This is a genomic window from Spirosoma daeguense (assembly GCF_054776875.1).
The window spans coordinates 377,840-400,334 of record NZ_BAAHBF010000005.1; the positions used below are offsets into that span (position 1 = coordinate 377,840).

The 22,495-nt window shown below is 45.7% G+C and carries 22 protein-coding genes; 15 read left to right on the top strand and 7 right to left on the bottom strand.

The features are described from left to right. Positions 1-39 precede the first annotated feature (39 nt). On the bottom strand, positions 40-747 hold the full coding sequence (locus ACYVD4_RS17890) for a hypothetical protein (RefSeq protein WP_460948150.1): 708 nt from the start codon (positions 745-747) through the stop codon (positions 40-42). Positions 748-1,003: 256 nt separating this feature from the next. On the opposite strand from ACYVD4_RS17890, the gene ACYVD4_RS17895 reads away from it, so the two are divergent. The 3 genes from ACYVD4_RS17895 (at position 1,004) to ACYVD4_RS17905 (ending at position 3,629) form a co-directional block, all read left to right on the top strand. Beyond that, positions 1,004-1,300 (top strand): co-chaperone GroES, encoded by a 297-nt coding sequence (locus ACYVD4_RS17895; protein WP_097124490.1) that lies wholly within the window; start codon positions 1,004-1,006, stop codon positions 1,298-1,300. Positions 1,301-1,408: 108 nt separating this feature from the next. Then, positions 1,409-3,046: a chaperonin GroEL gene (groL, locus tag ACYVD4_RS17900; RefSeq protein ID WP_460948153.1), complete on the top strand. Its 1,638-nt coding sequence runs from the start codon at positions 1,409-1,411 to the stop codon at positions 3,044-3,046. 172 nt (positions 3,047-3,218) lie between these two features. Beyond that, positions 3,219-3,629 carry a DoxX family protein gene (locus ACYVD4_RS17905; protein ID WP_460948155.1) on the top strand — a complete coding sequence of 137 codons (411 nt, stop codon included), beginning with the start codon at positions 3,219-3,221 and terminating at the stop codon, positions 3,627-3,629. Between the two features lie 439 nt (positions 3,630-4,068). On the opposite strand, the gene ACYVD4_RS17910 is transcribed toward ACYVD4_RS17905, so the two are convergent. Further along, a complete protein-coding gene (locus ACYVD4_RS17910) occupies positions 4,069-7,812 on the bottom strand; it encodes an RICIN domain-containing protein (RefSeq protein WP_460948157.1) in 3,744 nt (1,247 codons plus the stop codon). 87 nt (positions 7,813-7,899) lie between these two features. Then, complete coding sequence (locus tag ACYVD4_RS17915) at positions 7,900-8,559, bottom strand: ABC transporter ATP-binding protein (protein WP_460948159.1); 660 nt, start codon at positions 8,557-8,559, stop codon at positions 7,900-7,902. A gap of 141 nt (positions 8,560-8,700) precedes the next feature. Between ACYVD4_RS17915 and sucC the strand changes: the two genes are divergently transcribed. Beyond that, positions 8,701-9,918: an ADP-forming succinate--CoA ligase subunit beta gene (gene sucC, locus ACYVD4_RS17920; RefSeq protein WP_460948161.1), complete on the top strand. Its 1,218-nt coding sequence runs from the start codon at positions 8,701-8,703 to the stop codon at positions 9,916-9,918. A gap of 69 nt (positions 9,919-9,987) precedes the next feature. On the opposite strand, the gene ACYVD4_RS17925 is transcribed toward sucC, so the two are convergent. Further along, positions 9,988-10,806, bottom strand: coding sequence for a M48 family metallopeptidase (locus ACYVD4_RS17925; protein WP_460948163.1), 819 nt, complete (start codon positions 10,804-10,806; stop codon positions 9,988-9,990). Positions 10,807-11,004: 198 nt separating this feature from the next. Between ACYVD4_RS17925 and ACYVD4_RS17930 the strand changes: the two genes are divergently transcribed. From ACYVD4_RS17930 to ACYVD4_RS17975, 10 genes are all read left to right on the top strand, one after another. Then, positions 11,005-11,616 (top strand): fumarylacetoacetate hydrolase family protein, encoded by a 612-nt coding sequence (locus ACYVD4_RS17930; protein ID WP_460948165.1) that lies wholly within the window; start codon positions 11,005-11,007, stop codon positions 11,614-11,616. Positions 11,617-11,868: 252 nt separating this feature from the next. Beyond that, on the top strand, positions 11,869-13,752 hold the full coding sequence (locus ACYVD4_RS17935; RefSeq protein WP_460948613.1) for a M23 family metallopeptidase: 1,884 nt from the start codon (positions 11,869-11,871) through the stop codon (positions 13,750-13,752). 43 nt (positions 13,753-13,795) lie between these two features. Then, positions 13,796-14,245 carry a thioredoxin-dependent thiol peroxidase gene (gene bcp, locus ACYVD4_RS17940; RefSeq protein WP_460948167.1) on the top strand — a complete coding sequence of 150 codons (450 nt, stop codon included), beginning with the start codon at positions 13,796-13,798 and terminating at the stop codon, positions 14,243-14,245. Positions 14,246-14,327: 82 nt separating this feature from the next. Further along, positions 14,328-15,185, top strand: coding sequence for a transketolase (locus ACYVD4_RS17945; RefSeq protein ID WP_460948169.1), 858 nt, complete (start codon positions 14,328-14,330; stop codon positions 15,183-15,185). A gap of 71 nt (positions 15,186-15,256) precedes the next feature. Further along, a complete protein-coding gene (locus ACYVD4_RS17950) occupies positions 15,257-16,252 on the top strand; it encodes an AAA family ATPase (RefSeq protein WP_460948171.1) in 996 nt (331 codons plus the stop codon). After that, the gene (locus tag ACYVD4_RS17955; RefSeq protein WP_460948173.1) at positions 16,246-16,815 is read left to right on the top strand and encodes a hypothetical protein; all 570 of its coding nucleotides are present in this window, start codon (positions 16,246-16,248) and stop codon (positions 16,813-16,815) included. Before ACYVD4_RS17950 ends, ACYVD4_RS17955 begins: the two co-directional genes overlap by 7 nt. Before the next feature lie 9 nt (positions 16,816-16,824). Continuing rightward, on the top strand, positions 16,825-17,781 hold the full coding sequence (locus ACYVD4_RS17960; protein ID WP_460948175.1) for a transketolase family protein: 957 nt from the start codon (positions 16,825-16,827) through the stop codon (positions 17,779-17,781). 102 nt (positions 17,782-17,883) lie between these two features. Continuing rightward, positions 17,884-18,456 carry an RNA polymerase sigma factor gene (locus tag ACYVD4_RS17965; protein WP_460948177.1) on the top strand — a complete coding sequence of 191 codons (573 nt, stop codon included), beginning with the start codon at positions 17,884-17,886 and terminating at the stop codon, positions 18,454-18,456. Between the two features lie 65 nt (positions 18,457-18,521). Next, positions 18,522-18,986: a hypothetical protein gene (locus ACYVD4_RS17970; RefSeq protein ID WP_460948179.1), complete on the top strand. Its 465-nt coding sequence runs from the start codon at positions 18,522-18,524 to the stop codon at positions 18,984-18,986. An 8-nt stretch (positions 18,987-18,994) separates the two neighbouring features. Beyond that, complete coding sequence (locus tag ACYVD4_RS17975; RefSeq protein WP_460948181.1) at positions 18,995-19,447, top strand: hypothetical protein; 453 nt, start codon at positions 18,995-18,997, stop codon at positions 19,445-19,447. A 37-nt stretch (positions 19,448-19,484) separates the two neighbouring features. Here the strand turns inward: ACYVD4_RS17975 and ACYVD4_RS17980 are convergent, their stop codons facing one another. The 3 genes from ACYVD4_RS17980 to trpF all read right to left on the bottom strand — a co-directional run bounded on the left by ACYVD4_RS17980 (position 19,485) and on the right by trpF (position 21,928). Next, the gene (locus tag ACYVD4_RS17980) at positions 19,485-20,513 is read right to left on the bottom strand and encodes a LiaI-LiaF-like domain-containing protein (protein ID WP_460948183.1); all 1,029 of its coding nucleotides are present in this window, start codon (positions 20,511-20,513) and stop codon (positions 19,485-19,487) included. Between the two features lie 101 nt (positions 20,514-20,614). Further along, complete coding sequence (locus ACYVD4_RS17985) at positions 20,615-21,100, bottom strand: PspC domain-containing protein (RefSeq protein WP_460948185.1); 486 nt, start codon at positions 21,098-21,100, stop codon at positions 20,615-20,617. Positions 21,101-21,307: 207 nt separating this feature from the next. Continuing rightward, positions 21,308-21,928 carry a phosphoribosylanthranilate isomerase gene (trpF, locus tag ACYVD4_RS17990; RefSeq protein WP_460948187.1) on the bottom strand — a complete coding sequence of 207 codons (621 nt, stop codon included), beginning with the start codon at positions 21,926-21,928 and terminating at the stop codon, positions 21,308-21,310. A gap of 216 nt (positions 21,929-22,144) precedes the next feature. Here trpF and ACYVD4_RS17995 point away from each other — a divergent pair, with 216 nt between their 5' ends. Beyond that, the gene (locus ACYVD4_RS17995; protein WP_460948189.1) at positions 22,145-22,483 is read left to right on the top strand and encodes a PadR family transcriptional regulator; all 339 of its coding nucleotides are present in this window, start codon (positions 22,145-22,147) and stop codon (positions 22,481-22,483) included. Positions 22,484-22,495: the final 12 nt, after the last annotated feature.

The window sequence follows — 22,495 nt, forward strand, 5'->3', positions numbered from 1 at the left end:
TAATAAAAAAGCCATTCTCAGACGGGAATGGCTTTTTTATTAAGCTGTTGCCTGAACCAGAAGTTGCCGGGCAATGGGCAAGAGTGTTTCCTGAACCGGATACGTATGATTACTCTCCAGCATATACGTAGCAGGATTTGGCAAATGACGATAGCGACGTATCAAATCAAGCTTAATATTTTCGAACGTATTAGCCAAGCCTTTACGTACTGCTTCAACAAACTGCAATTGCACCATGCGGCCGCCCGGTTCCTGCTCAGAATATAACGTAATACGAAACTGGTAAATCTGCGTTTCGGATTGATTTGTTACGTGCAGCAGCAGGTATCCCTCCTGAGGACGTAACGGCATTACGCCAATTGGAGCAAGTTTTAATGACTGGGCAATATCCGACCAGCGCTGCTGACCTTCTGTCAGCATTTTCTGAAAACGTGGCAATGCAAAACCAATAATCGCATCAATCTCTGCCATAAATGAGGCTTCATTCACCTCCGAAGTATATTCAATCTGGGGTGGCTGTCCACTAATCCGTTTAATACGTTTTGGGAAAGCGGCATTTAGCGTACCTTTGCCCCTCGAAAAACGAATACCAGCATCATAGTGATCGCGTAATTCAGGTAAATCAGGGCAAAGTTTATGTTCGGTGAAGTTTTTCTGGACAGCCTGGAGATATGCCATCACGACATATTTTTGGTATTCAGCATCCAGCCAGTTTTGTGTAAACCAGTCAGGTTGTAATTTTTTCATACACTGGAATTAACGATTCGGAGGGTATATGACATGGTTAATGTAAGCAATGATTCACAAACTACCAAATTCTATTTGCCCGAATAACTTCCAAAGCCAAAGGAAGTTTAGCAAATCAGACAAATGGCAGTATGTCAGTCAGAAAGCGGAAAATTTGACAGTATCTTCCCTATTGGCACAGTAATTGGCGATTGCAGAACGTCGTGTAATACAACAGTACACAAACAGTAATAACCTTAATCAACTCATTACTATCATGGTAGCAGAAACGGAAAGCGTTAAAGTGAACGTGAAACCGCTGGCCGACCGGGTGCTGGTAGAAGCAGCTCCGGCAGAAGAAAAAACCTCGTTCGGGATTATCATTCCTGATACGGCAAAGGAAAAACCCCAGCGTGGTACGGTCGTTGCCGTTGGCGCAGGTAAGAAAGATGAACCGCTGACGGTTCAGGTGGGCGATACGGTGTTGTACGGTAAATATGCTGGTACAGAAATCACCGTTGAAGGCAAAGAGTACCTCATCATGCGTGAATCCGACATTTTCGCAATCCTTTAATTGAACGATAAACGATGACCGGGTCGCCGGAGCGGTGATGAACGATGAGTAAGTACGCTTGTAAGGCACTCATCTCTCATCACTTATAACTCATCACTTAAAAAGACAATGGCTAAGAAAATATTTTTTGATACCGAAGCTCGTGAGCGCATTAAGAAGGGTGTTGATACCCTCGCCGACGCAGTGAAAGTAACGCTGGGTCCTAAAGGACGTAACGTAATCCTTGATAAAAAATTCGGCTCGCCTGCAATCACCAAAGATGGTGTAACGGTAGCTAAAGAAATTGAACTGAAAGACGCCATGGAAAACATGGGCGCTCAATTGGTTAAAGAAGTTGCTTCGAAAACTGCTGATTCGGCTGGTGATGGTACAACTACCGCTACTGTATTAGCACAGGCAATCTACTCGATCGGCGCGAAGAACGTAGCAGCGGGTGCTAACCCAATGGATCTGAAGCGTGGTATCGACAAAGCGGTTCAGGCTGTTACAGCTCAATTGGCTGAGCAAGCGCAAACCATTGGCGACGACTTCGGTAAAATCGAGCAGGTTGCTACCATCTCGGCTAACCACGACGAGGAAATCGGTAAGATGATTGCCGAAGCCATGAAAAAAGTAGGTAAAGAAGGCGTGATCACGGTTGAAGAAGCTCGTGGTACCGAAACGGAAGTTAAAACCGTTGAAGGTATGCAGTTCGACCGGGGTTACCTGTCGCCTTACTTCGTAACGAACACCGAGAAAATGGAAGTTGAACTGGAGCGTCCGTTCATCCTGATTTCGGAGAAGAAAGTTTCGTCGATGAAAGAGCTGTTGCCAGTTCTGGAGCAAGTTGCTCAAACCGGCCGTCCGCTGTTGATCATCGCTGAAGATGTTGATGGCGAAGCACTTGCTACGTTGGTAGTTAACAAAATCCGTGGTGCTCTGAAAGTAGCGGCTGTTAAAGCTCCTGGTTTCGGCGACCGTCGGAAAGCTATGCTGGAAGATATCGCTATTCTGACCGGTGGTCAGGTTATCAGCGAAGAGCGTGGCTATAAACTCGAAAATATAGATATCAACTATCTGGGTCAGGCAGAGAAGATTCTGATTGACAAAGACAACACAACTGTTGTTAACGGTGTTGGTCATAAAGACGATATCACGGGTCGGGTTAACCAAATTAAAGCACAAATCGAAAACACTACGTCGGATTACGACCGCGAGAAATTGCAGGAGCGTCTGGCTAAACTTTCGGGTGGTGTAGCTATTCTTTACATCGGTGCTGCTACCGAAGTAGAGATGAAAGAAAAGAAAGACCGTGTTGATGATGCTCTGCACGCAACTCGTGCTGCTGTTGAAGAAGGTATCGTAACGGGTGGTGGTATTGCTCTGATCCGCGCAATCCCATCTCTTGATGGTGTTAACGCTATCAATGAAGACGAGAAAACCGGTATCAACATCATCCGTCAGGCTCTGGAATCACCACTACGTACCATTGTTGCCAATGCTGGTGGCGAAGGTTCTGTAGTTGTGAACAAAGTGAAAGATGGTGAAGGCGGTTTCGGCTACAACGCGAAAAACGATACGTTCGAAGATCTGTTCGCAGCTGGTATCATTGATCCGAAAAAAGTATCACGTCTTGCTCTGGAAAACGCAGCATCTATTGCTGGTCTGTTGCTGACGACCGAATGTGTTATCGCTGATGAGCCAGAAGAAGCTCCAGCAGGTGGCGGTGGTCATGGTCACCCAGGTGGCATGGGCGGCATGATGTAATAATATCTCGAAATTTATCTGATTGATAGATTTCCCTGATTTTGTAAAAATGCTCCTGATCTTTCGATCAGGAGCATTTTTATTTATAGCTCATCTGTGTTACCTCTGCCCGGTTATAACGTATTATTCAAGTACATTAGCAGACATGCATAACATCAAAACTAGTTTATAAATGCGATTCTTTTCAGCAGAAGGCATCTATCAGGGAGTTGGACTTGCCCTGATTCGAATTATTGTTGGGCTATTATTGACCTATCACGGATGGGAAGTTTTCGATCCAATTAAAATGAAGGAGTATGCAGATTGGGACGTATTTAAAGGAACTTCATCCGCTACGTTAATGGTGTATCTAGGTAAAGGATCTGAGCTGGTAGCTGGTATTTTATTCGCTACAGGTTTTCTGATCCGATTAGCTTGCCTAATTACAATCGGTACGATGCTTTACATTAGCTTCTTCATCGGTCATGGTAAAATCTGGTATGAAGATCAGCACCCGTTTCTTTTCGTTTTACTTGCTCTGGTATTTTTCTTTACTGGCTCAGGTCAATGGAGTATCGATGCCTTACTGAATAAACGACATTAGACAAAGTGTGGAGCCATTACGTCATTAACAGCCAATTACCCGCAACATGTAAATGTCATAATTGTTACGTAGCATTATTGGCGATGAAATTCGCTACAACCTAGGCAGGAGTAAATCTGATTGATGGCGCAAAAAAAGAGGAGACTAGATGTATTAATATCAACATATATACAAACAAAAAAGCCAAGCGAGACACTCTCTTGGCTTTCTGATTTACTCAACGTTATGAAAAACTTTTCTTTTCGACACAATTATAAAACAAAAATAATAAAAAAAATATCCCTTCGTTAAAAAAATATTTCACTCAACAATAAAGCGCTCATTATTAGAACTTTATCTAAATTTTTATAAGTATAAATACTCGAACAAACAGAGTATTTATTGTCCCATTCAATAAGGATAGCAAAATAATCCTTATTGAACCATTCTTCTAGTATGCCTAACGACTAATTAGTAAACGATGAGTCTTGGTCCATTGTTCACCAGCTTGTAGTCGAATTATATATAATCCAACTGGCAAATCAGCTACAGATACCCTATGTGTTGTTGGACCTTCGAGCCTTAGTTTCTCTGTGTAAACACGGTTACCCGCTATCGAAATTAAATTTAACTCAACTTCTGTTTGATCTTCGACAGGTATGAAAACATCCACAAAAGTTTGTGCAGGGTTGGGGAATATTTTTAGCAACGATTCCAATTCTTCACCCAAGCGACCACCAGCCGAACAGCCAACGGTTTCGATCTTCCAGTGCTGAGCATAGGCTCCACTTTGTGCATATTGAATCACCGTAGCTCCTTCATCCTGGTTCGCTACGTCAAGCATTTTGTTTGAGTGAACAGCTTTCAGCGTTGAAAATCCATCCCCAACTGATTGCACCAACCAGCGTTGATGCGTAGCCGTTGATACACTTGTAGCCTGAGTCAGCATCGCCCAGTCGTTGGTTGCCGCATTCGGAACAGTAAGCGCTTTCCCGCTATGAACGGCAACAAATTGATACGTATTTGCTACGCCTGTTGGGCGCATTTCCCATTTCTGCCAGGCTTGATTAATAAAGGTACGCTGCTTAATCGAAGCGCCATCAACGGTTGAAGCACCTTCCACTTCCAACGCCCTGCCACTAATCCGGTTAGTTAGTTTATAACACAGTGAGACTGATGTTGGCGGTGCTGTTGTGGTACTAGTGCAACCCGTTGTTTCAATTTTCCAGTACTGAACATAAGCGCCACTTTGTGCGTACTGAATTACCATGGCACCTTCGCTCTGATTTGCTACGTCCAACAATTTATTTGAATGAACAGCCTTTAATGTTGAAAATCCGTCATTATCGGTCTGTATAACCCAGCGCTGATACGTAGCGTTAGCATTAGTGGTCTGACTTATACTGGCCCAGTCGTTCGTTGCACCGTTTTGTACTGTCAGTACTTTTCCGCTATGTGATGCGGTTAATTGATACGTGTTTGTTCCTACCGATTGAAACTTCCATTTCTGCCAAGGCTGATCGACGAAGGTAAATTGCTTTACAGTAGCATCATCCATAGTCGAAGCACCTTCAACTCCCAGAGATCGACCACTGACTCGGTTGGTAAGTTTATAGCATAAGGCTGGATCGAATTGGCCCGGTCCGGTTGGAGCAGAACCTGTTGTTACGCTTACTTCTACCCCACCCGACCACGCAGTTCCGGCTCTTGTAAACACCCGAAAATAATACGTTGTCTGCGGACTTAGGTTTGTTACCGTTACCATACTGGCCGTTCCGCGATAGGCTACCTTGCCCCCTTCAATCGCTGAGCCATTGCCTGTAAAATCAGCATTGGCGGTATAGCTTGTTCCTGACGGCCTATCCAGAAAACCACTTCCTGCTTTAACCGCAACAAGCACTTCATCAAACGGAGCAGTGGGCGATGACCAGTTCAGGTTCACATTTGTGTTGGCATTGACAGTTCCGACCAAATTACGGACGGCCAGATTTGCCGAAGCACAATCTGGGTAGATCTTAACCGAATCAGTTGCTGTCAATCCACCATTATCCGTCACCAGAACCTTGATCAGATAATAATACGTATCACCGTCACAACCGACCGGGGAAATCTTTACACTGGGCGAAGCTTCCGTTACTACAGGCTCGGCGTGTTGGTGGTTATTATGACGCAGAATCACCTGCCAGCTATAAGCCAGACTAGCAGGCGTTTCGTCTGTAACAGTCGCTTTTAATTGATACGTGCTTTCCCGGTCGAGCGGATAAAGGCTGTTTGCAGCAGGTGTCGTAATCTTCACCGTTGGAGCAGCGTTATTGAGCGAAATCACCATTTGCTGACTTGCCGTTTGCCCTCTTGAGTCGGTCACCGTTAATCGAACCGTAAAGCTTTGCGTTCCCGTTCCTGTAAACGTATGAGCGGGATTAATGGCCGTTGATGACGTAGCATCACCAAAATCCCAGGCATAGGTAATGGCATCGCCATCTGGGTCACTAGAACCGTCACCTTTAAACTGAACGGTCAAGGGACTACTTCCAACTGTTTTATCAGCCGAAATAACAGCAATTGGCGGCTGATTGGTACCGTAGCTTATTTTACGAATTTCGCCGTTATTGATGTTGGTAAAATAGATTGCCTCATCCAGCGGATTGTATTCAATATCGACAACACCATTTGTTCCTCCAGCAGGCACAAAATCACGCACATTCGTAACAGCTCCGTTGCTGTTTAGTGTAGCAGCTTTAATCCAGTTGTTGCCATAATCCCCAAAGAAGTAAAGGTTGCGGTATGCCGCCGGGAAATTGGTGCCCGTGTAATAGATGCCGCCCGTTACGCAGTTTCCTTTAAACGGGGTTCCTGTAGCCGGAGAACCGCTGGAGCCAATCAGAGACGCCGTAGTGGTTGTGCTTGTAAAAACAGGTACTCGAGCGTTGTTTTGTGTATGGTGATAGTCGAGCGCGGGAACACTATGGACGTAGCGTCGTTGCAAACCCGGCAAGGGCTGGTTACTACACGGATTCAATACAGTAGTTGTGCCACTTGAAGCTTGCTTTAACAGATTTGCAAAGGTCAGGTAAGGTTTATTGCACGTATTGGTTGGATTAGGCTCATCGCGATTTTCGAGTGTCTGGGCAGCGGTTGCGTAGGAACTAATCTCCAAAATGCCTTCGTAAATGGGCCAGCCCGCATTTTCTCCACCCTGCTTTATCAAATGAACATCTTCCCAGGTTGACCAGCCGACATCGCCGACATACAACGTACCTGGATTTCCATTCGCGGGATTGGTACTACCAGTACCCGACTGAAGGCTCATTCGGTTTGGATTTCGAAAACCCAACGCCCACACTCTTGAAGCAGGGGCACGGGGATTAGCTGAACTATAAAACGGATTACTGGCTACGCCATCGCCTGTATTCGGGTCGATACGTAGTACTTTACCACACAGTGACGTAATCATTTGTGCCCGAAATGCTCCAACATTTTCATTGGTCCGCATGATACCATCACTAATTGCCGTCTGCCAATACGTATCGCTGGAGCTTCCCTTGTCGGTTGTATTATAACTCGCATTATCACCAGTAGAAACCAGCAACGTACCGTCCGTTCCAAATAGAATTGTTCCGCCAGCATGAGATTCATGAGTGAGTGGTACGCCTGTTGATTTTGTTTCGCCCAGAAGAACCTTCCGGCTACTGGCATCGGCAGTCAATACGTTATTTGTTTTTAAAACTTTATAGCGTGTTACACGGCTAATAGTCGCCTTGAAATAATCGTTAGTGGCAGCATTGTAAGCAGTAGTACCGAAGTTAAGTAGATGGTGACGATCCACTACGTAGAACAGGTAAATTAAGCCATTCGTGGCAAAATTGGGATCGAGACACATACTCGCTAACCCAAAATCACGCCAGTTCCCAACTTCCGGACTAATATCTAGAACCACTGATGTTTGCTTAACGTATTGAACACCATTCCAGTTAGATACCCAAACACGACCTGCTTTATCCCAGACAAAAAGCTGTTTTCCATCAGGCGAAAAAATTGTTCCCATTGGCGTTGTATAACCATTAAGAACAAGGCTGTTATTAAAACCTGCTGGTAACGATTGCCCAGATGTGAACCACGAAATCGTCAGGAATAGAGCCGATATAAATAAGGAACGTAGCTTAATTGACTGGTGAGTAAAGTACGTAGTGTACATATTTTTCATATAGGCAGGGTTAGGTTTATAAAAGGGCAATAAAAAACTTACTCCCCAAAAAAGGGAGTAACGATAATCCAGAAAGAGTTCTAGAAATTAGACGATCACCATTCCGTCGCGAATAACAAATTTTCGGTCTGCCAGATCGGCAAGCTTTTCGTTATGCGTAACAATGACAAGTGTCTGACCAAATTCATCGCGTAACCGAAAAAAAAGCTGATGTAATTCTTCGGCATTACGGGAGTCGAGATTGCCACTGGGTTCGTCAGCGAAAACAATCGCAGGTTGGTTAATCAAGGCCCTGGCAACGGCTACTCGTTGTTGTTCACCTCCTGACAATTGAGACGGTAAGTTACCAAGTCGGTCACGTAGACCAAGTAAAGTTAGTAGCTCTTCCGCCCGTTGGCGAACCTGATTCTCAGCCGTTCCGGCTATGAACCCTGGCAAACACACATTCTCAAGGGCTGTAAACTCCGGCAAGAGATTATTGAACTGAAAAACGAAACCGATACGTTCGTTGCGAAATTTGGCCAATTGACGATCATTCAGCGTAAACACATTCTGCCCATCAATCAATAACTCGCCCGAATCAGGACGGTCGAGCGTACCGAGAATTTGAAGTAAGGTTGTTTTTCCGGCCCCCGATGCCCCAACAATCGACACAACTTCGCCTGACCCTATACTAAGATTGATGCCTTTCAGAACTGGCAGAGTGCCGTAACTCCGGCGAATATCAGTGGTTTGAAGTATCGACATTTTTGAATGATGAATGATGAATGATAAGTGATGAGTTAAAAGAGTTGTTTAAAAACTCATCACTTATCACTCATCACTCACCACTTAGTGTTAACTTGCCACGCAAAAATACGATTTCCAAATCTCCTTGTTGCAGTTGTCATGAATATACACGAGTATCAGGGTAAAGAAATTCTCAAAAAATACGGCGTTCGAATCCAGGAAGGCATCGTGGCCGAATCGCCTGAGAAAGCCGTTGAAGCCGCCAAACAAATTATGGCTCAGAGTGGGTCAAAGTTTGTTGTCGTCAAGTCGCAGATTCATGCGGGTGGCCGTGGCAAAGGGAAAGTTGTTGGTGGAGAACAACGTGGCGTTGCTCTTGCCAAATCGGTTGATGAAGTACGTGATATTGCCAAAAACCTGATTGGCAACGTACTGGTTACGCATCAGACCGGCCCTGAAGGCAAAAAAGTAAATAAAGTGCTGGTTGCACAGGATGTGTTCTATCCGGGTGCTTCGGAGCCGAAAGAGATGTATATCAGCATCCTGCTCGACCGTAGCAAAGCCTGCAACGTCATTATGGCAAGCACTGAGGGTGGTATGGATATCGAAGAGGTAGCCGAAAAGACCCCCGAGAAAATTGTAAAAGAGTGGATCGACCCATCGGTTGGCCTGCAACCTTTCCAAGCCCGTAAAGTAGCCTTTGGTCTGGGTCTCGAAGGCGAAGCGTTCAAGGAAATGGTCAAATTTGTTACGTCGCTGTATAAGGCTTACGTTGATACCGACGCATCGATGTTCGAAATCAACCCGGTTCTGAAAACATCGGATAACAAAATTCTGGCCGTTGACGCAAAAGTTAATCTGGACGACAATGCCCTGTATCGTCATCCAGATCTTGCCAACCTACGCGACATCACCGAAGAAGATCCGCTCGAAGTAGAAGCATCATCGAACGACCTGAACTACGTTAAACTTGATGGTAACGTAGGTTGTATGGTAAATGGTGCTGGTCTGGCTATGGCCACGATGGACATTATCAAGCTGTCGGGTGGTGAACCTGCTAACTTCCTCGATGTAGGCGGTGGCGCTAATGCCAAAACGGTAGAAGCTGGTTTCCGTATCATCCTGAAAGATCCGAACGTAAAAGCTATCCTGATTAATATCTTCGGTGGTATTGTTCGTTGCGACCGTGTTGCTACGGGTGTTGTAGAAGCATACAAAGCGATTGGCGACATTCCTGTACCGATTATTGTTCGTCTACAGGGTACCAATGCAGCCGAAGGCGCTAAAATCATCGACGAGTCAGGCCTGAAAGTACAATCGGCAGTTGAGCTGAAAGAAGCTGCAGAGAAAGTTCGTCAGGTCGTTGAATCGCTTTAGGGAGTTCCCTTTCTAACTAATCCAGAACGTAATGAAAAAGCCGGAGCGAAAACTCCGGCTTTTTCTATGCTACCGTTTGTAGTATTTCATTGCTTCTGGCATTAACGCCTGTAAATCGCGAATCCGTCGCTCGTCAGACGGGTGCGTCGATAGAAACTCAGGCGTTTTTCCTCCGCCACTGGCTTTTGCCATTCGTCCCCAGAACGTAACGGCTTCCTGCGGATTATAACCTGCCATCGCCATAAAAATAACGCCCAGATGATCGGCTTCTGTTTCCTGCTTGCGGCTGTGTGGCAAAGCACGTCCTACCTGATAACCAATTGGAAGTGCGGCACCTACTGCCTGAAGTAGAATTGAATTAACCTGATTGTTACTACCACGAGCCGCTATACCTGTGGCGATCTGCCCACCCTGAATCAGGCCGTTCGCTAACAAACCTTCGCTCATACGCTCGTTACCATGTTCGGCAATAGCGTGCGAAATTTCGTGTCCCATAACGGCGGCTGCACCTGCTTCATTTTGCGTATAAGGCAAAATACCCGTGTAAAAGGCCACTTTCCCACCTGGCATACACCAGGCGTTTACCTGTGGGCTCTGAATCAGGTTAAACTCCCACTGGAATCCCTGTAGCCGACTTCCTAAATTATTGGCATTCAGGTATTGCTCCATTGCCTGACGCAGTTTATTACCAACACGCCTAATCATCTCGGCATCGTTGGTGCCTCGAACAACTGTACTTGTATCTAAAACGCCTTTATAGTTGGTGAAACTAAGCGGTAGCAATTGATCATTGGGCACCAGCTTCAACTGGCTCCGGCCCGTGATCGGGACTTTCTGGCAACCAATAGCAAAGCCGACAACCAGCATTACAATAAGTGCATTTTTCATTATCTAACAGGTTTATATCTAATTGAATGGTTCTGACGTATAATGACCGCAAACGTACCGGATTTGTTCAAATTTTTCTCTATCCATGCGGTCAGGGCGTCTTTAGTCCTTAGATTTGTAGTCTATCTTTAGGTTTAATAAAACGCAGTCAGGGACGAAAATTTACCTCTTATCCGCATAGAAGCGCGCGCTACGTCTATGAAAATCATTTGTGTTGGTCGGAATTACGCTGAACATATAAAGGAACTGAATAACGAACGGCCCAACGATCCGGTTATTTTCCTAAAACCCGAAACGGCGATTCCGCTTCGAAATGAGCCGTTTTTCTATCCTGATTTCTCAAGCGATGTTCATTTCGAAGTCGAAATTCTGGTCAAAATCAACCGGGTCGGCAAAAACATCGAAGAAAAATTCGCCAATAAATATTACGACGAAATTGGCATCGGGATTGATTTTACCGCCCGCGATGTGCAGAGTAAATTAAAAGCAAAAGGATTGCCCTGGGAGTTGGCTAAAGGATTTAATGGTTCGGCGCCAATATCTGGTTTTGTACCCAAAACGAATTTTCCAGATTTGCAAAATTTGAATTTCCAGCTCGATCTGAATGGCGAAACCCGTCAGCAGGGAAATACGAGCCTGATGCTCTATAAGATCGATTACCTGATTTCGTTTGTATCAAAATACTTCCTCCTGCAACAGGGCGATATCCTGTTTACCGGAACACCACACGGTGTTGGCCCTGTGCAGATTGGCGATAAACTTGTAGCCTCCATTGAAGGCCAGAAAATGCTGGAAGTAGACGTTAAATAATCATCTTTTATCCGACCGATACGTAGCAGTCTGATAATTTAGTTTGCATTGCTTTTGAGACAACTCATTATTCATTTTTTTCTTGCGGTTTTAGTTACCAGTAGCCTAACCTTTGGGCAAAAAGGCGTAGTGCAACCTTCTCCGCCAACCCAGCCTTCGGCACCTTCAGGCGCTACGTTAGCGGGACTGATTCAGCCGGGCTATTTTCTGTTTCCCATTCAACCGGGTGCACTTAATTCATTGTCGGGGGGAATGGGCGATTTACGACCCAATCACTTCCACGCAGGTATCGACATTCGGACGGGCGGGCGCGAAGGTTTGGATGTACACGCGGCTGCCGATGGCTACGTATCACGCATTGCCGTTTTTACGGGTGGTTATGGCAACGTAGTGTTTATCAAACATCCTAATGGCCTGACCACCGTTTATGGTCACTTACGAAATCTGAATGATACGTTAGGAACGTATCTACGCACCCAGCAATACCAGAAAAAAACGTTCGAAATCGACCTACGCCCCGAACCGGGCCAATTTCCGGTTAAGAAAGGTGACGTAATAGCAGCTTCGGGGAATACCGGAGGATCAGGTGGCCCTCACCTTCATTTTGAAGTTCGCGATGCGAAAGACAATCTGATAAACCCGCTTCTTTACGGTTTCCCCGAAATCAAGGACGAGATTCCGCCCTATTTTGAACGGGTCGCGCTGAAAACAATGACATCTACGTCACGTATCAATGGTGAATACCAACGGGTTAGTTACGTTCCGGTACGTCGTTCCGATGGTACGTATACCATTACGCAACCCATTACAGCCTCTGGCCTGATTGGTATGGAGGTGCTGGCCTATGACAAAACCAGCGGATCGCCCTACCGTAACGGCATTAGCTGTCTGGAAATAAAACTGGATGGTCGTGAGGTGTTTGCCTACAACATGAACAGCTTTCCGAATGAGCTAACGCGGTTCATGAACATCCACGAAAATTACGAAGTAGAACAAACAAGCGGGCAGCGTTACCATCGGGGGTATATTGCCGACGGTAATATTCTGAATCTATACAAACTACCCAGCAACGCATCGTATCGGGGTCGACTGCCCATCCTCGACGGTCAGACTCACGAAGTTACGCTCACCCTTTTCGATGCGTATGATCAGGCTACCCGACTGATTTTCACCATTCAGCCCGAAGTCCCGGCTGTAGTATCATCTGTTATCGATACTACGTCGACTCAATCACCAGAAGAAGCTAGTTTACATGAAGCGAAAGAGCCAGTGGCAACCATTACGACAGATGAAAACGTACTGAAACTGGCAGTCAAAAATGTGTCGACGGTTAACCCGCCCAAAGCCAAATTGATTACCGGACGTAACGTAACGGAGCAATCTGTTAGTTATATACGTAACAATCAAGCCATTTATCTTATAGATTTGCGCTACGTTTTGCCCGACTCTGTTCAGTTTGGTCGAAGCGTAGTTCGTACTAACCTGAAAAAACGGATTTTCCCCGGTCGAAAAGAAACCATTATTGACGGGAACAACCGGATTGAATTCGGCGAACGAACGTTATTTGATACACTTCATCTAGCGATGCGGCTTTTGCCGGGTGGCGGGTTAGAAATAAATCAACCCACTATTCCGCTTAACGATTACCTGACGGTACAGCACACACCTACGTACCCGATTGCAATCGACACGGCTCGCACCAAAGCATACTGGACTAGCGGTGGCCGCGCAAGTTTTCTGGGTGGTACCTGGAACAAAGGGCGAATCGAATTTAAAACCCGTTCGCTTGGCCGGTTTCAGTTACTTACGGATGCCAATCCGCCAACCGTTCAGATTCTGAGCGCAACACCTGCTGGCATTACTGCCCGAATTCGGGACGATTTATCGGGCATAGCCGATTTTCGCGCACTGGTCAACGGCGAATGGGTGCTCATGCAGTACGATTATAAGCGTGCTTTGCTTTGGTCAGATAAATTCGATCCGGAAGAGCTATTTGAAATTGGGGATGAGATACTTGTGCAGGTTAAAGACCGTTCGGGAAACATAGGTTCTGACAGTACGATTATTCAGGCACCCCGGAAGTTTGCCCCTAAAAAAGCGAAAGCAGCACCCAAAAAGAAGAAACGTAGACGGTAGAAACTGTTCCGGTTTGAAACCGAAACTTGAAACATAAACGATTATGAGCTTACAAATTGGCGATGCCGCCCCCAGTTTTACGAGCACCGATCAGAATGGTCAATCTGTCAGCCTATCTGATTATCGGGGCAAAAAAGTAGTGTTGTATTTTTATCCGAAAGATGACACGCCCGGTTGTACAGCACAGGCTTGTAGCCTTCGGGACAACTACGAAAAACTACAATCATCTGGTTATGAAGTACTGGGCGTTAGCGTCGACGACGAAAAATCACACCAGAAGTTCAGCAAAAAATTCGACTTACCTTTTACGCTCGTCGCTGATACCGATCATACGATTGTAGAGGCTTATGACGTATGGAAAGAGAAATCGATGTATGGACGCAACTTTATGGGTATCGTCCGCACTACGTTCCTGATCGACGAGAACGGCGTCATTACCGAGATTATTAGTAAAATAGACACGAAAAACCACGCAGATCAAATTTTACATTAATGGACAATGAATAATGTATAATGAAGCATAGCATAACTGTCATTGTCCATTTTACCTTATTCATTATACATTACCCTTCACTATGGAAATCGAACAACTCGAACACGTTGCTACCGCCGTTCGGCGCGATATTGTCCGCATGGTTGCGGCTGTTAACTCTGGTCACCCCGGCGGTTCGCTCGGCTGCACCGACCTTATGGTTGCCCTTTATTTCGACATCCTGCGTCTGAAACGCGATGCCGACGGACAACCTATTTTTGACATGAATGGTCAGGACGAAGATTTGTTCTTCCTGTCAAACGGCCATATTTCGCCTGTTTTTTATTCGGTGCTGGCGCGGACAGGTTATTTCCCAATTGCTGAACTTGCTACGTTCCGTAAGCTGGACAGCCGTTTACAGGGGCACCCCACTACTGCCGAACATCTTCCGGGCATACGTATTGCGTCAGGCTCGTTAGGGCAGGGCTTATCGGTTGCGGCTGGAGCGGCTTACGCCAAAAAACTCAATGGCGACGATAAGCACGTATACGTATTGATGGGCGATGGCGAACAGCAGGAAGGCCAGGTTTGGGAAGCAGCTCAGTTTGCGCCCAACAAAAAGCTCGGTAACCTAACAGCGATCATCGACTTCAACCACGCCCAAATCGACGGCTCTACGCAAAACGTCAATGACAACCGTGATCTGGGAGCGAAATACCGCGCTTTCGGCTGGAATGTTGATGAGATGCAGGGAAATGACATCGCCGACGTAGTGAAAACGCTACGTAAAGCACAGGCTGATCCCGACGTACCGACGTTGATTCTGATGCACACCCAAATGGGCTTTGGCATCGATTATATGATGGATGGACACAAATGGCACGGCATTGCCCCGAATCCGGAGCAATTAACCCAAGCCCTCAACCAGTTGCCATTAACTGTGGGTTATTCAGATTATTAATAGGCCCAAATAACCTCTGGTTGTTTGTTTATCTCCATCGCAAACAGCCAGAGGCTAGTTGAGCACTACGTATGCAGATCAAAAGCCTAACCATCGAAAATTTCAAGTCCATTGAACGGATCGAGCTTATTGAGCCGAATCCGTTCACGGTCTTTGTCGGCCCTAACGGTTCCGGCAAATCGAATATTTTCGAGGCTTTGGAGTTTTTCAATTTATCAGTCAAGACGAATCGAGGTACAGTCGAAAGTCTGTTTGGCGGTAAAGATTACTTTCTAAATCGACGTAGTAGTGTAAACGTTGTTCAGATTGAAATTAAGCTAGATGGCTCTAGTGTTCATCGCCTTGTTCAACGTCATAATAATATAGGTCAACCTGAATACACTGTAGTTGGCACTCGGTGGGGAGAAGAGGACGCAATAAAGATTCAGCAGGAAAATCAGCAATTGCTAGCCAATTTCACTCATCTATTTATTAGCCAACAGAAAAAACAGAGACTTAATCTTTCTGACGACCTTCAACTGACGTTATCTGCTGATAATCTTGAAAAAGTTTTAAAAAGGATCTTAGAGCAGCCTACACTCAAAAGCGAAATTTTTGAATGGCTAGATTTATTTGTCCCAGGTTTCAAATCCGTTGAAGTAGTTGAAAACCCTTTTGACAGAACGGCGACTCTTCTTTGGCATGAGCAATCATCAGATCAGCCATTCACGAAAGATTTAATTTCCGACGGTACGTATAATATTCTGGCTTTGCTGACGGCTGTTTACCAGAGTGATGATAAACCACAATTTCTCTGTATTGAAGAACCAGAAAATGGCCTCCATCCACAGGTAGCCGGTGAATTAGTCGATTTCTTTCGCATTATGTGCGAAGAACGTGGTCACTATATCTGGCTAAATACACATTCGCAGTCGATGGCTTCGCGGGTCAAACCGGAAGAATTTGTTATTGTGGAAAAGAAACAGGGCGCCACAACCGTTCGGCAATTTAAGAAGGACGATTTTAGTGGTATACGTACTGATGAGGCCTGGCTAACAAACGTATTAAATGGAGGATTGGCATGGTAAACGTCGGGTTCATTTGCGAAGGGGATACGGAAGTAAAGATTGTCAAGTCGGAAACATTTCAACATCTGCTACGTGCATCAGGATTAAATTGTGTTTTGCCCATTGAAGATGCTGAAGGCAATGGAAATTTGTTACCTCATAACATTCTTGAACGACGTAGTACTCTTGAAAAGGCAGGTGCCGATATGATCTTTATCTTAACCGATCTTGATGAAGATGTAACGATTGATGCAACTCGCCAGCGAATAGGCGCATATCCTAACCAGCATATTATTGTCGCTGTGCAGGAAGCCGAAGCCTGGTTTCTGGCCGACTCCGATACACTCAGTACATTGCTTGGTAAGCCTGTTTATTTTGATTATCCAGAGCAAGAGAAAGAGCCATTTGAAAAAATACGCCAATTATTTATCAAAGAGACAGGGCGGGGTGTTGGCACAAAACCTATACTTGCTCGGCGGATGCTTAAATACGGCTTTAGTATTGAAAATGCAGCAAATCACCAAAATTGCCCTAGTGCCAATTATTTTTTGAGCAAATTGCAAACCCTCGCTTCGGCGAACTGAAAATAGACCATGAAAAAATACGAATACACAGATAAGAAAGATACCCGTTCCGGCTTTGGTGCGGGCATTGCTGAACTCGGCAAAACTCACCCAAACGTAGTAGCTTTGACCGCTGATCTGGCCGGTTCGCTTAAGCTCGAAACGTTTATTAAAGAGAATCCGGATCGGTTTATCCAGTGCGGTATTGCCGAAGCAAATATGATTGGCGTGTCGGCCGGTTTGACCATTGGTGGTAAGATTCCTTATGCCACTACGTTCGCCAACTTTGCTACGGGTCGCGTGTATGATCAGATCCGGCAGTCGGTAGCGTATTCGAACAAAAACGTTAAAATCTGCGCTTCGCACGCGGGTGTTACGTTGGGCGAAGATGGCGCTACGCACCAGATTCTGGAAGATTTGGGTATGATGAAAATGTTGCCCAACATGACCGTTATCAATCCCTGCGATTATAACCAGACTAAAGCCGCTACCATCGCTATTGCAGACCATGACGGACCTGTCTATCTGCGTTTTGGTCGTCCGGTTATTCCAGTATTCACACCAGCCGATCAGAAGTTTGAAATCGGTAAAGCCTGGACGGTAAACGAAGGTAACGACGTATCGATTTTCTGCACAGGCCATCTGGTTTGGGAAGCGATCAAAGCGGGTGAAATTCTGGCCGAAGAAGGAATTGAAGCCGATATTATTAACATTCATACCATCAAACCGTTAGATGAAGAAGCTATTCTGGCTTCGGTGAAGAAAACGGGTTGTGCCGTATCGGCCGAAGAGCATATGCTTAACGGCGGTTTGGGCGATAGCGTAGCGCAGGTTTTGTCGCGTCACTATCCAGCACCACTTGAGTATGTTGGTGTTCATGATACGTTTGGCGAAAGCGGTACACCTGACCAACTTATGCAGAAATATGGCCTTACTGCCGACAAAATTGTTGAGCAGGTGAAGAAAGTAATGGCAAGAAAATCGTAGAGACAACACATGTGTTGTCTCATAACCGGATGGTAATTGATCCGGATGGTTTGTTGCTGACGCATAAGAGACAGGGCATGCCCTGTCTCTACACAAATTAAAATGACTGACGAAGAACTCCTTACTAAATACCGCGACCCGTCGAGCCGGAATTATGCCTTTAATCTGATGGTACGTAAGTATCAGCAGAAGATTTATTGGCATATTCGTAAAATGGTGATCGACCACGACGATGCCGATGATTTGGTGCAGGAAACCTTTATCAAAGTATGGAATAGTCTGGAAAATTTCCGGGGTGATAGTCAGTTGTATACCTGGATTTATCGCATTGCTACCAACGAGTGTTTAAACTTCCTCAACAAAAAACGAAGGCGCTTTTTCCTGCCGATTGGTGATGTGGAAGGCGAGTTGATGGAAAAGCTCGAAAGCAACTCTGATTTCACGACGTCGGGGAATGAGCCAAGCGGTGAAGAAGTGCAAATGAAACTGCAAAAAGCACTATTGAAATTGCCCGACAAACAACGGCTGGTGTTTAACATGAAGTATTTCGATGATATGAAATACGAAGAAATTGCCGAAATTACCGGTACGTCGGTGGGTGCCTTGAAAGCGTCGTATCACCTAGCCGTAAAAAAAATCGAAGATTATATAACAAATACAGATACAACGAATTAAACCTCTGTGCGCCGGGGCTGTCAAACTCCTAAACGAGATCAGAATTGTGTAACTGACACACCACTATGAGCAATTTTAATAACATTCGGCTTGACGAACTTCCACCGGAGCATCCGTTGCGGCAAAATCCGTTTACGACGCCAGATGGCTATTTTGACGATCTGCCTTCACGGGTACAAGCTCGAATAGTAACGAAGGCAAAACCAGCTTTTCGCATTAGCTGGTCGTGGCAGCGCACGGTAGCCTCCATGGCGGGAGCCAGTTTGATTGCTATACTGGTCTGGCAAACCTTGCCACAACGGCAGGAGTCGATCGGTAACGAGGCATTGGCCGGTGTTAGTGATGAGGTCATTGCGGCCTACCTCGACGAGCAGGGTGTTAATGTGGATGAATTGGCTGATGGTCAGCAGCTTCACTCCTCTTTAGGTAGCGACACTACGGCGATTCAGTTTCTGAACGTAACACCAAATGAGATTCAGCAGCTTATCAACGAACAAAGTTTGATAGACAAGTCAGACCGCGATTCCTGATTTTACGAATGGTTAACTTCACCAAAATGAGATACGTATTGATTGGCTGCCTGGTTGTTCTCTTGTGCTCAACGCAGGCTGTAAGGGCACAGAATGACGTTAATGGGCGCCAGAAAATTGAATCCGCCAAAATTGGCATGATCACCAATCGGCTGAACTTAACAACCGATCAGGCTCCGCAATTTTGGGCAATTTATAACGAATACAACGCCAAAAAACAGGAATTGAACCGTCGTGTTCGTCAATTAAATAATGCCCCATCGCGCACTGCCCTGAACGATCAGCAACTGGTAAATGGCCTGCGAGAAGTAAACTCGACCAAACAAAAACTCGCCGATTTGGACGACGAGTATATGGAGCGTTTTTTGAAAGTAATTAGCCCTGCCCAATTAGCCGAGCTGTATAAAACAGAGCAGATGTTCAATAAAATGCTGCTTAATCGATTGAACCAGAATAACTAATTCAGAAAAGCTCCGGCGGCTGCCGGAGCTTTTCTGACTAATAACGTACTACTTTGAAGCGCGAGATGCCTCCGTCGAAACGTATCGTTATCTTTTTTGAAGCACCGTCGTAATCGGGGCTAACAAACTCTCCTCCGCCTACACTCGTAAAATCATCGAGTTGTTCGAGATTCAAAGCACCGTCTTTCTTGATACGGCAACCTACCGACTTCGGAACACGTACCGTTACAGACGCGGCACCAACATCTAATTTTACATCGGCCTGATCTGCTTTATCACCTAATTTAAGGTCAAGGTCAGCCGCACCAACAGCCAGTTTCAGATTTTTCACGGCATAGGCACTTAAATCCAGATCGCCTTCGCCTGCACCCAATGCTACGTCCATTGTCCAGACGGGTGTAGCGTTCAGGTGAATATCAACCCGGTTTTCAAACTTACCGTCTTTCCAGTCAAGGTGCTGGCTATCTTCAGTTGGTTTGAGTTCGATAGTGGGGATATGCGTTGTAGCGTCACGGTCTACCGACATAGAGTACGTACCAACGTTCTGCTTCGTATCGGCTTTGATTAATTCAGAGCCGGGATCACTAATGGTGAACTTACCGGCACCACCCGCCAACTTCAGCACCGCTTCACGCGTATCGGCATCCATCGCTTCAGAAAAGGTATTCGAACGCGACTCCCCTAACGAACGCCGTTCACGCTCCGACTTATAATCACCATCGGTGTCGTCATCATCATCGTCATCTCCGTTATTGTCGTTGTCATCGTCCTCATCATCGTCGTCGTGATTCCAGCGCATATTAAATCCATCGTTATGTCTACGATGCGAAAGAAATCCGAACAACGTAGTAGGAATAGCCACTGCCAGCATCACCGTAGTAATAAAGGCTGCCGAATGATGACGACGTTCGAGAATGATATTTGCCCCGGCCAGAATGAGCAGCAACGGCCATAAATTTACGAGTGAGTGCCAGTCGACATCGAGCCAGCCAGCACGCCGGGCCAGAAACAGAACGCCCAGCGTCAGCAGAAAAATACCCCAGAATAATCCGTTTCTTCGTTGCATGACAGTTTTAAGATATGTATGAAGTAGGAGGTAGGATTATATGATGTATGAAAGCAACTCAGCTTATCGCCTACACCTTATCTCCTACCTCATCATTTATACTACAAAGTTCCGCTTTGGTCGTTCGGGTTACTGTAGTTAGACGTATTATTATTGTCGTAAGGGGGCTTAATCCGATCCTTAAAGATTAACCATAAACCAATGGCAATCAGCATAAACGGCCACAAATCGCTGAAGTCGATATCCAGATAACGATCTAGCAAAAACAGGACACCTAAAATAATCAGGACGGCCCCGCCGACGATGCTACGGTCGGGAGATGCAGGTTTGTTGGGATTGTAGGGATTCATGGAAAAATAAGGATTAGAAAACGCGGTTGAATGAGCAGTAGTACCATCCGAACGTCGTTCGGGTAGAACCATCCACATGATAATGTAAATAATAATTGCCGGAAAATGCGGCAAAAAAATACCGATTACAAACAGTATGCGCACCAGAGCACGGTCGATGCCAAAATAATCGGCCAAACCAGCGCATACACCCCCTATCTGGGCCTGGTCGGCAATACGTTCCAATCGCTTGTTCATGACATTTAGTTGTTTAAAACGTTGTAAACCTAGCCAATAAGCGATTTCAGTGGTAACATAATTGGAAGAATGGACGCGGTTATGGATGGAAGTATGTTTTCAATGATAGTAGGTAATACATAGTAGTGGATTAATCTCGTTGGTGGCAGGGTGCTTCGTGCATGAATGGCTAGGCGTTGTCTCTACCTGGCAATCCCTGTATGAAGCCTAATCTACTTCAATCGCTTCCAGAATATCCATAAGGTCACCGAATTCTTTATTGCCGGGCCGTTCTTCATCGCCCCCACTCAGTGCTATACCTCGTACAGGTAGATTGTCCAGCAATTCATGGACGTTCTCGGCTGATACGCCTGTACCTAATAAAATCGGATAACGCGTTGATAATCGCTGGAGTAATTCTTTTAAATCAGCATCAAGGTGAAGCGAACTATTGCTTTCGAGTAGAATATAATCAGCGTTCGATGCACTGGTCTGGAACAACGTATCAAGCTGGTCGAACGTAACAAGCGACAGATCGACGCGGAGGATAAGCGGTCGTCCTAACGTGCTCAGATAAGGAAGCAAGGCCGATTCATCGACCTGTAATACGTCGGGCTGATACGTATCGACAAGTTGCTCAATGATTTCTGGATCAATAGCGGTTGTTTCGCCCACAATCTGAACACCCGCCACCCAGGACTTGATTTCTTCAAATTTTTTCGGCTCAACGTAGTCCAGCGCATCCGCATCCATCGAAAAGCCAAGCATATCGACACCCATGCCTGCACAGTAACGCGCATCGCTGAGGTTAGTAACATTAGAAATTTTAACGAGCGTTTTCAGAGCCATGGTTTCAGGTGTCTAACTAATAGAATCAGGTCGCGAAGTTACAGCCTGTTACGTATTGTCGTATCTGTTTTTCAAGCAGGAATGTTCGGCCTCGGACAAAAAACGTACGATTTCGGACAGAGAATATTGGCAAAAACCAGCTTAACGATACGTAATGACCTATTTTCAATATTGGCAAAGCATTTGTTCTACAGAAGTTGAATATATCTATTACGTATGAGACGAACGTATTTAGGCGAGTTTGAAGAGATTGTTTTGTTGACAGTTGCGGTATTGAACGAACGAGCATATGGCGTAGCGATTACCGATGAACTTGATCGACAAACCGGCCGCTCCGTTACCATTAGCGCCGTACACGCAGCCTTACACCGCTTGCAGGAAAAAGGTATGCTTTCGTCGCACATGAGCGATGCTACAGCCGAGCGCGGTGGTCGTCGGAAACGGTTGTTTACCGTTACAGCACTCGGCAGTCGGACGTTACACGACATCCGTACCATGCGCGAACAGTTGTGGACGTCTATTGCTCCAAACGCCTTACCAGCAATTAGTATATAAAATGCAGGGAAT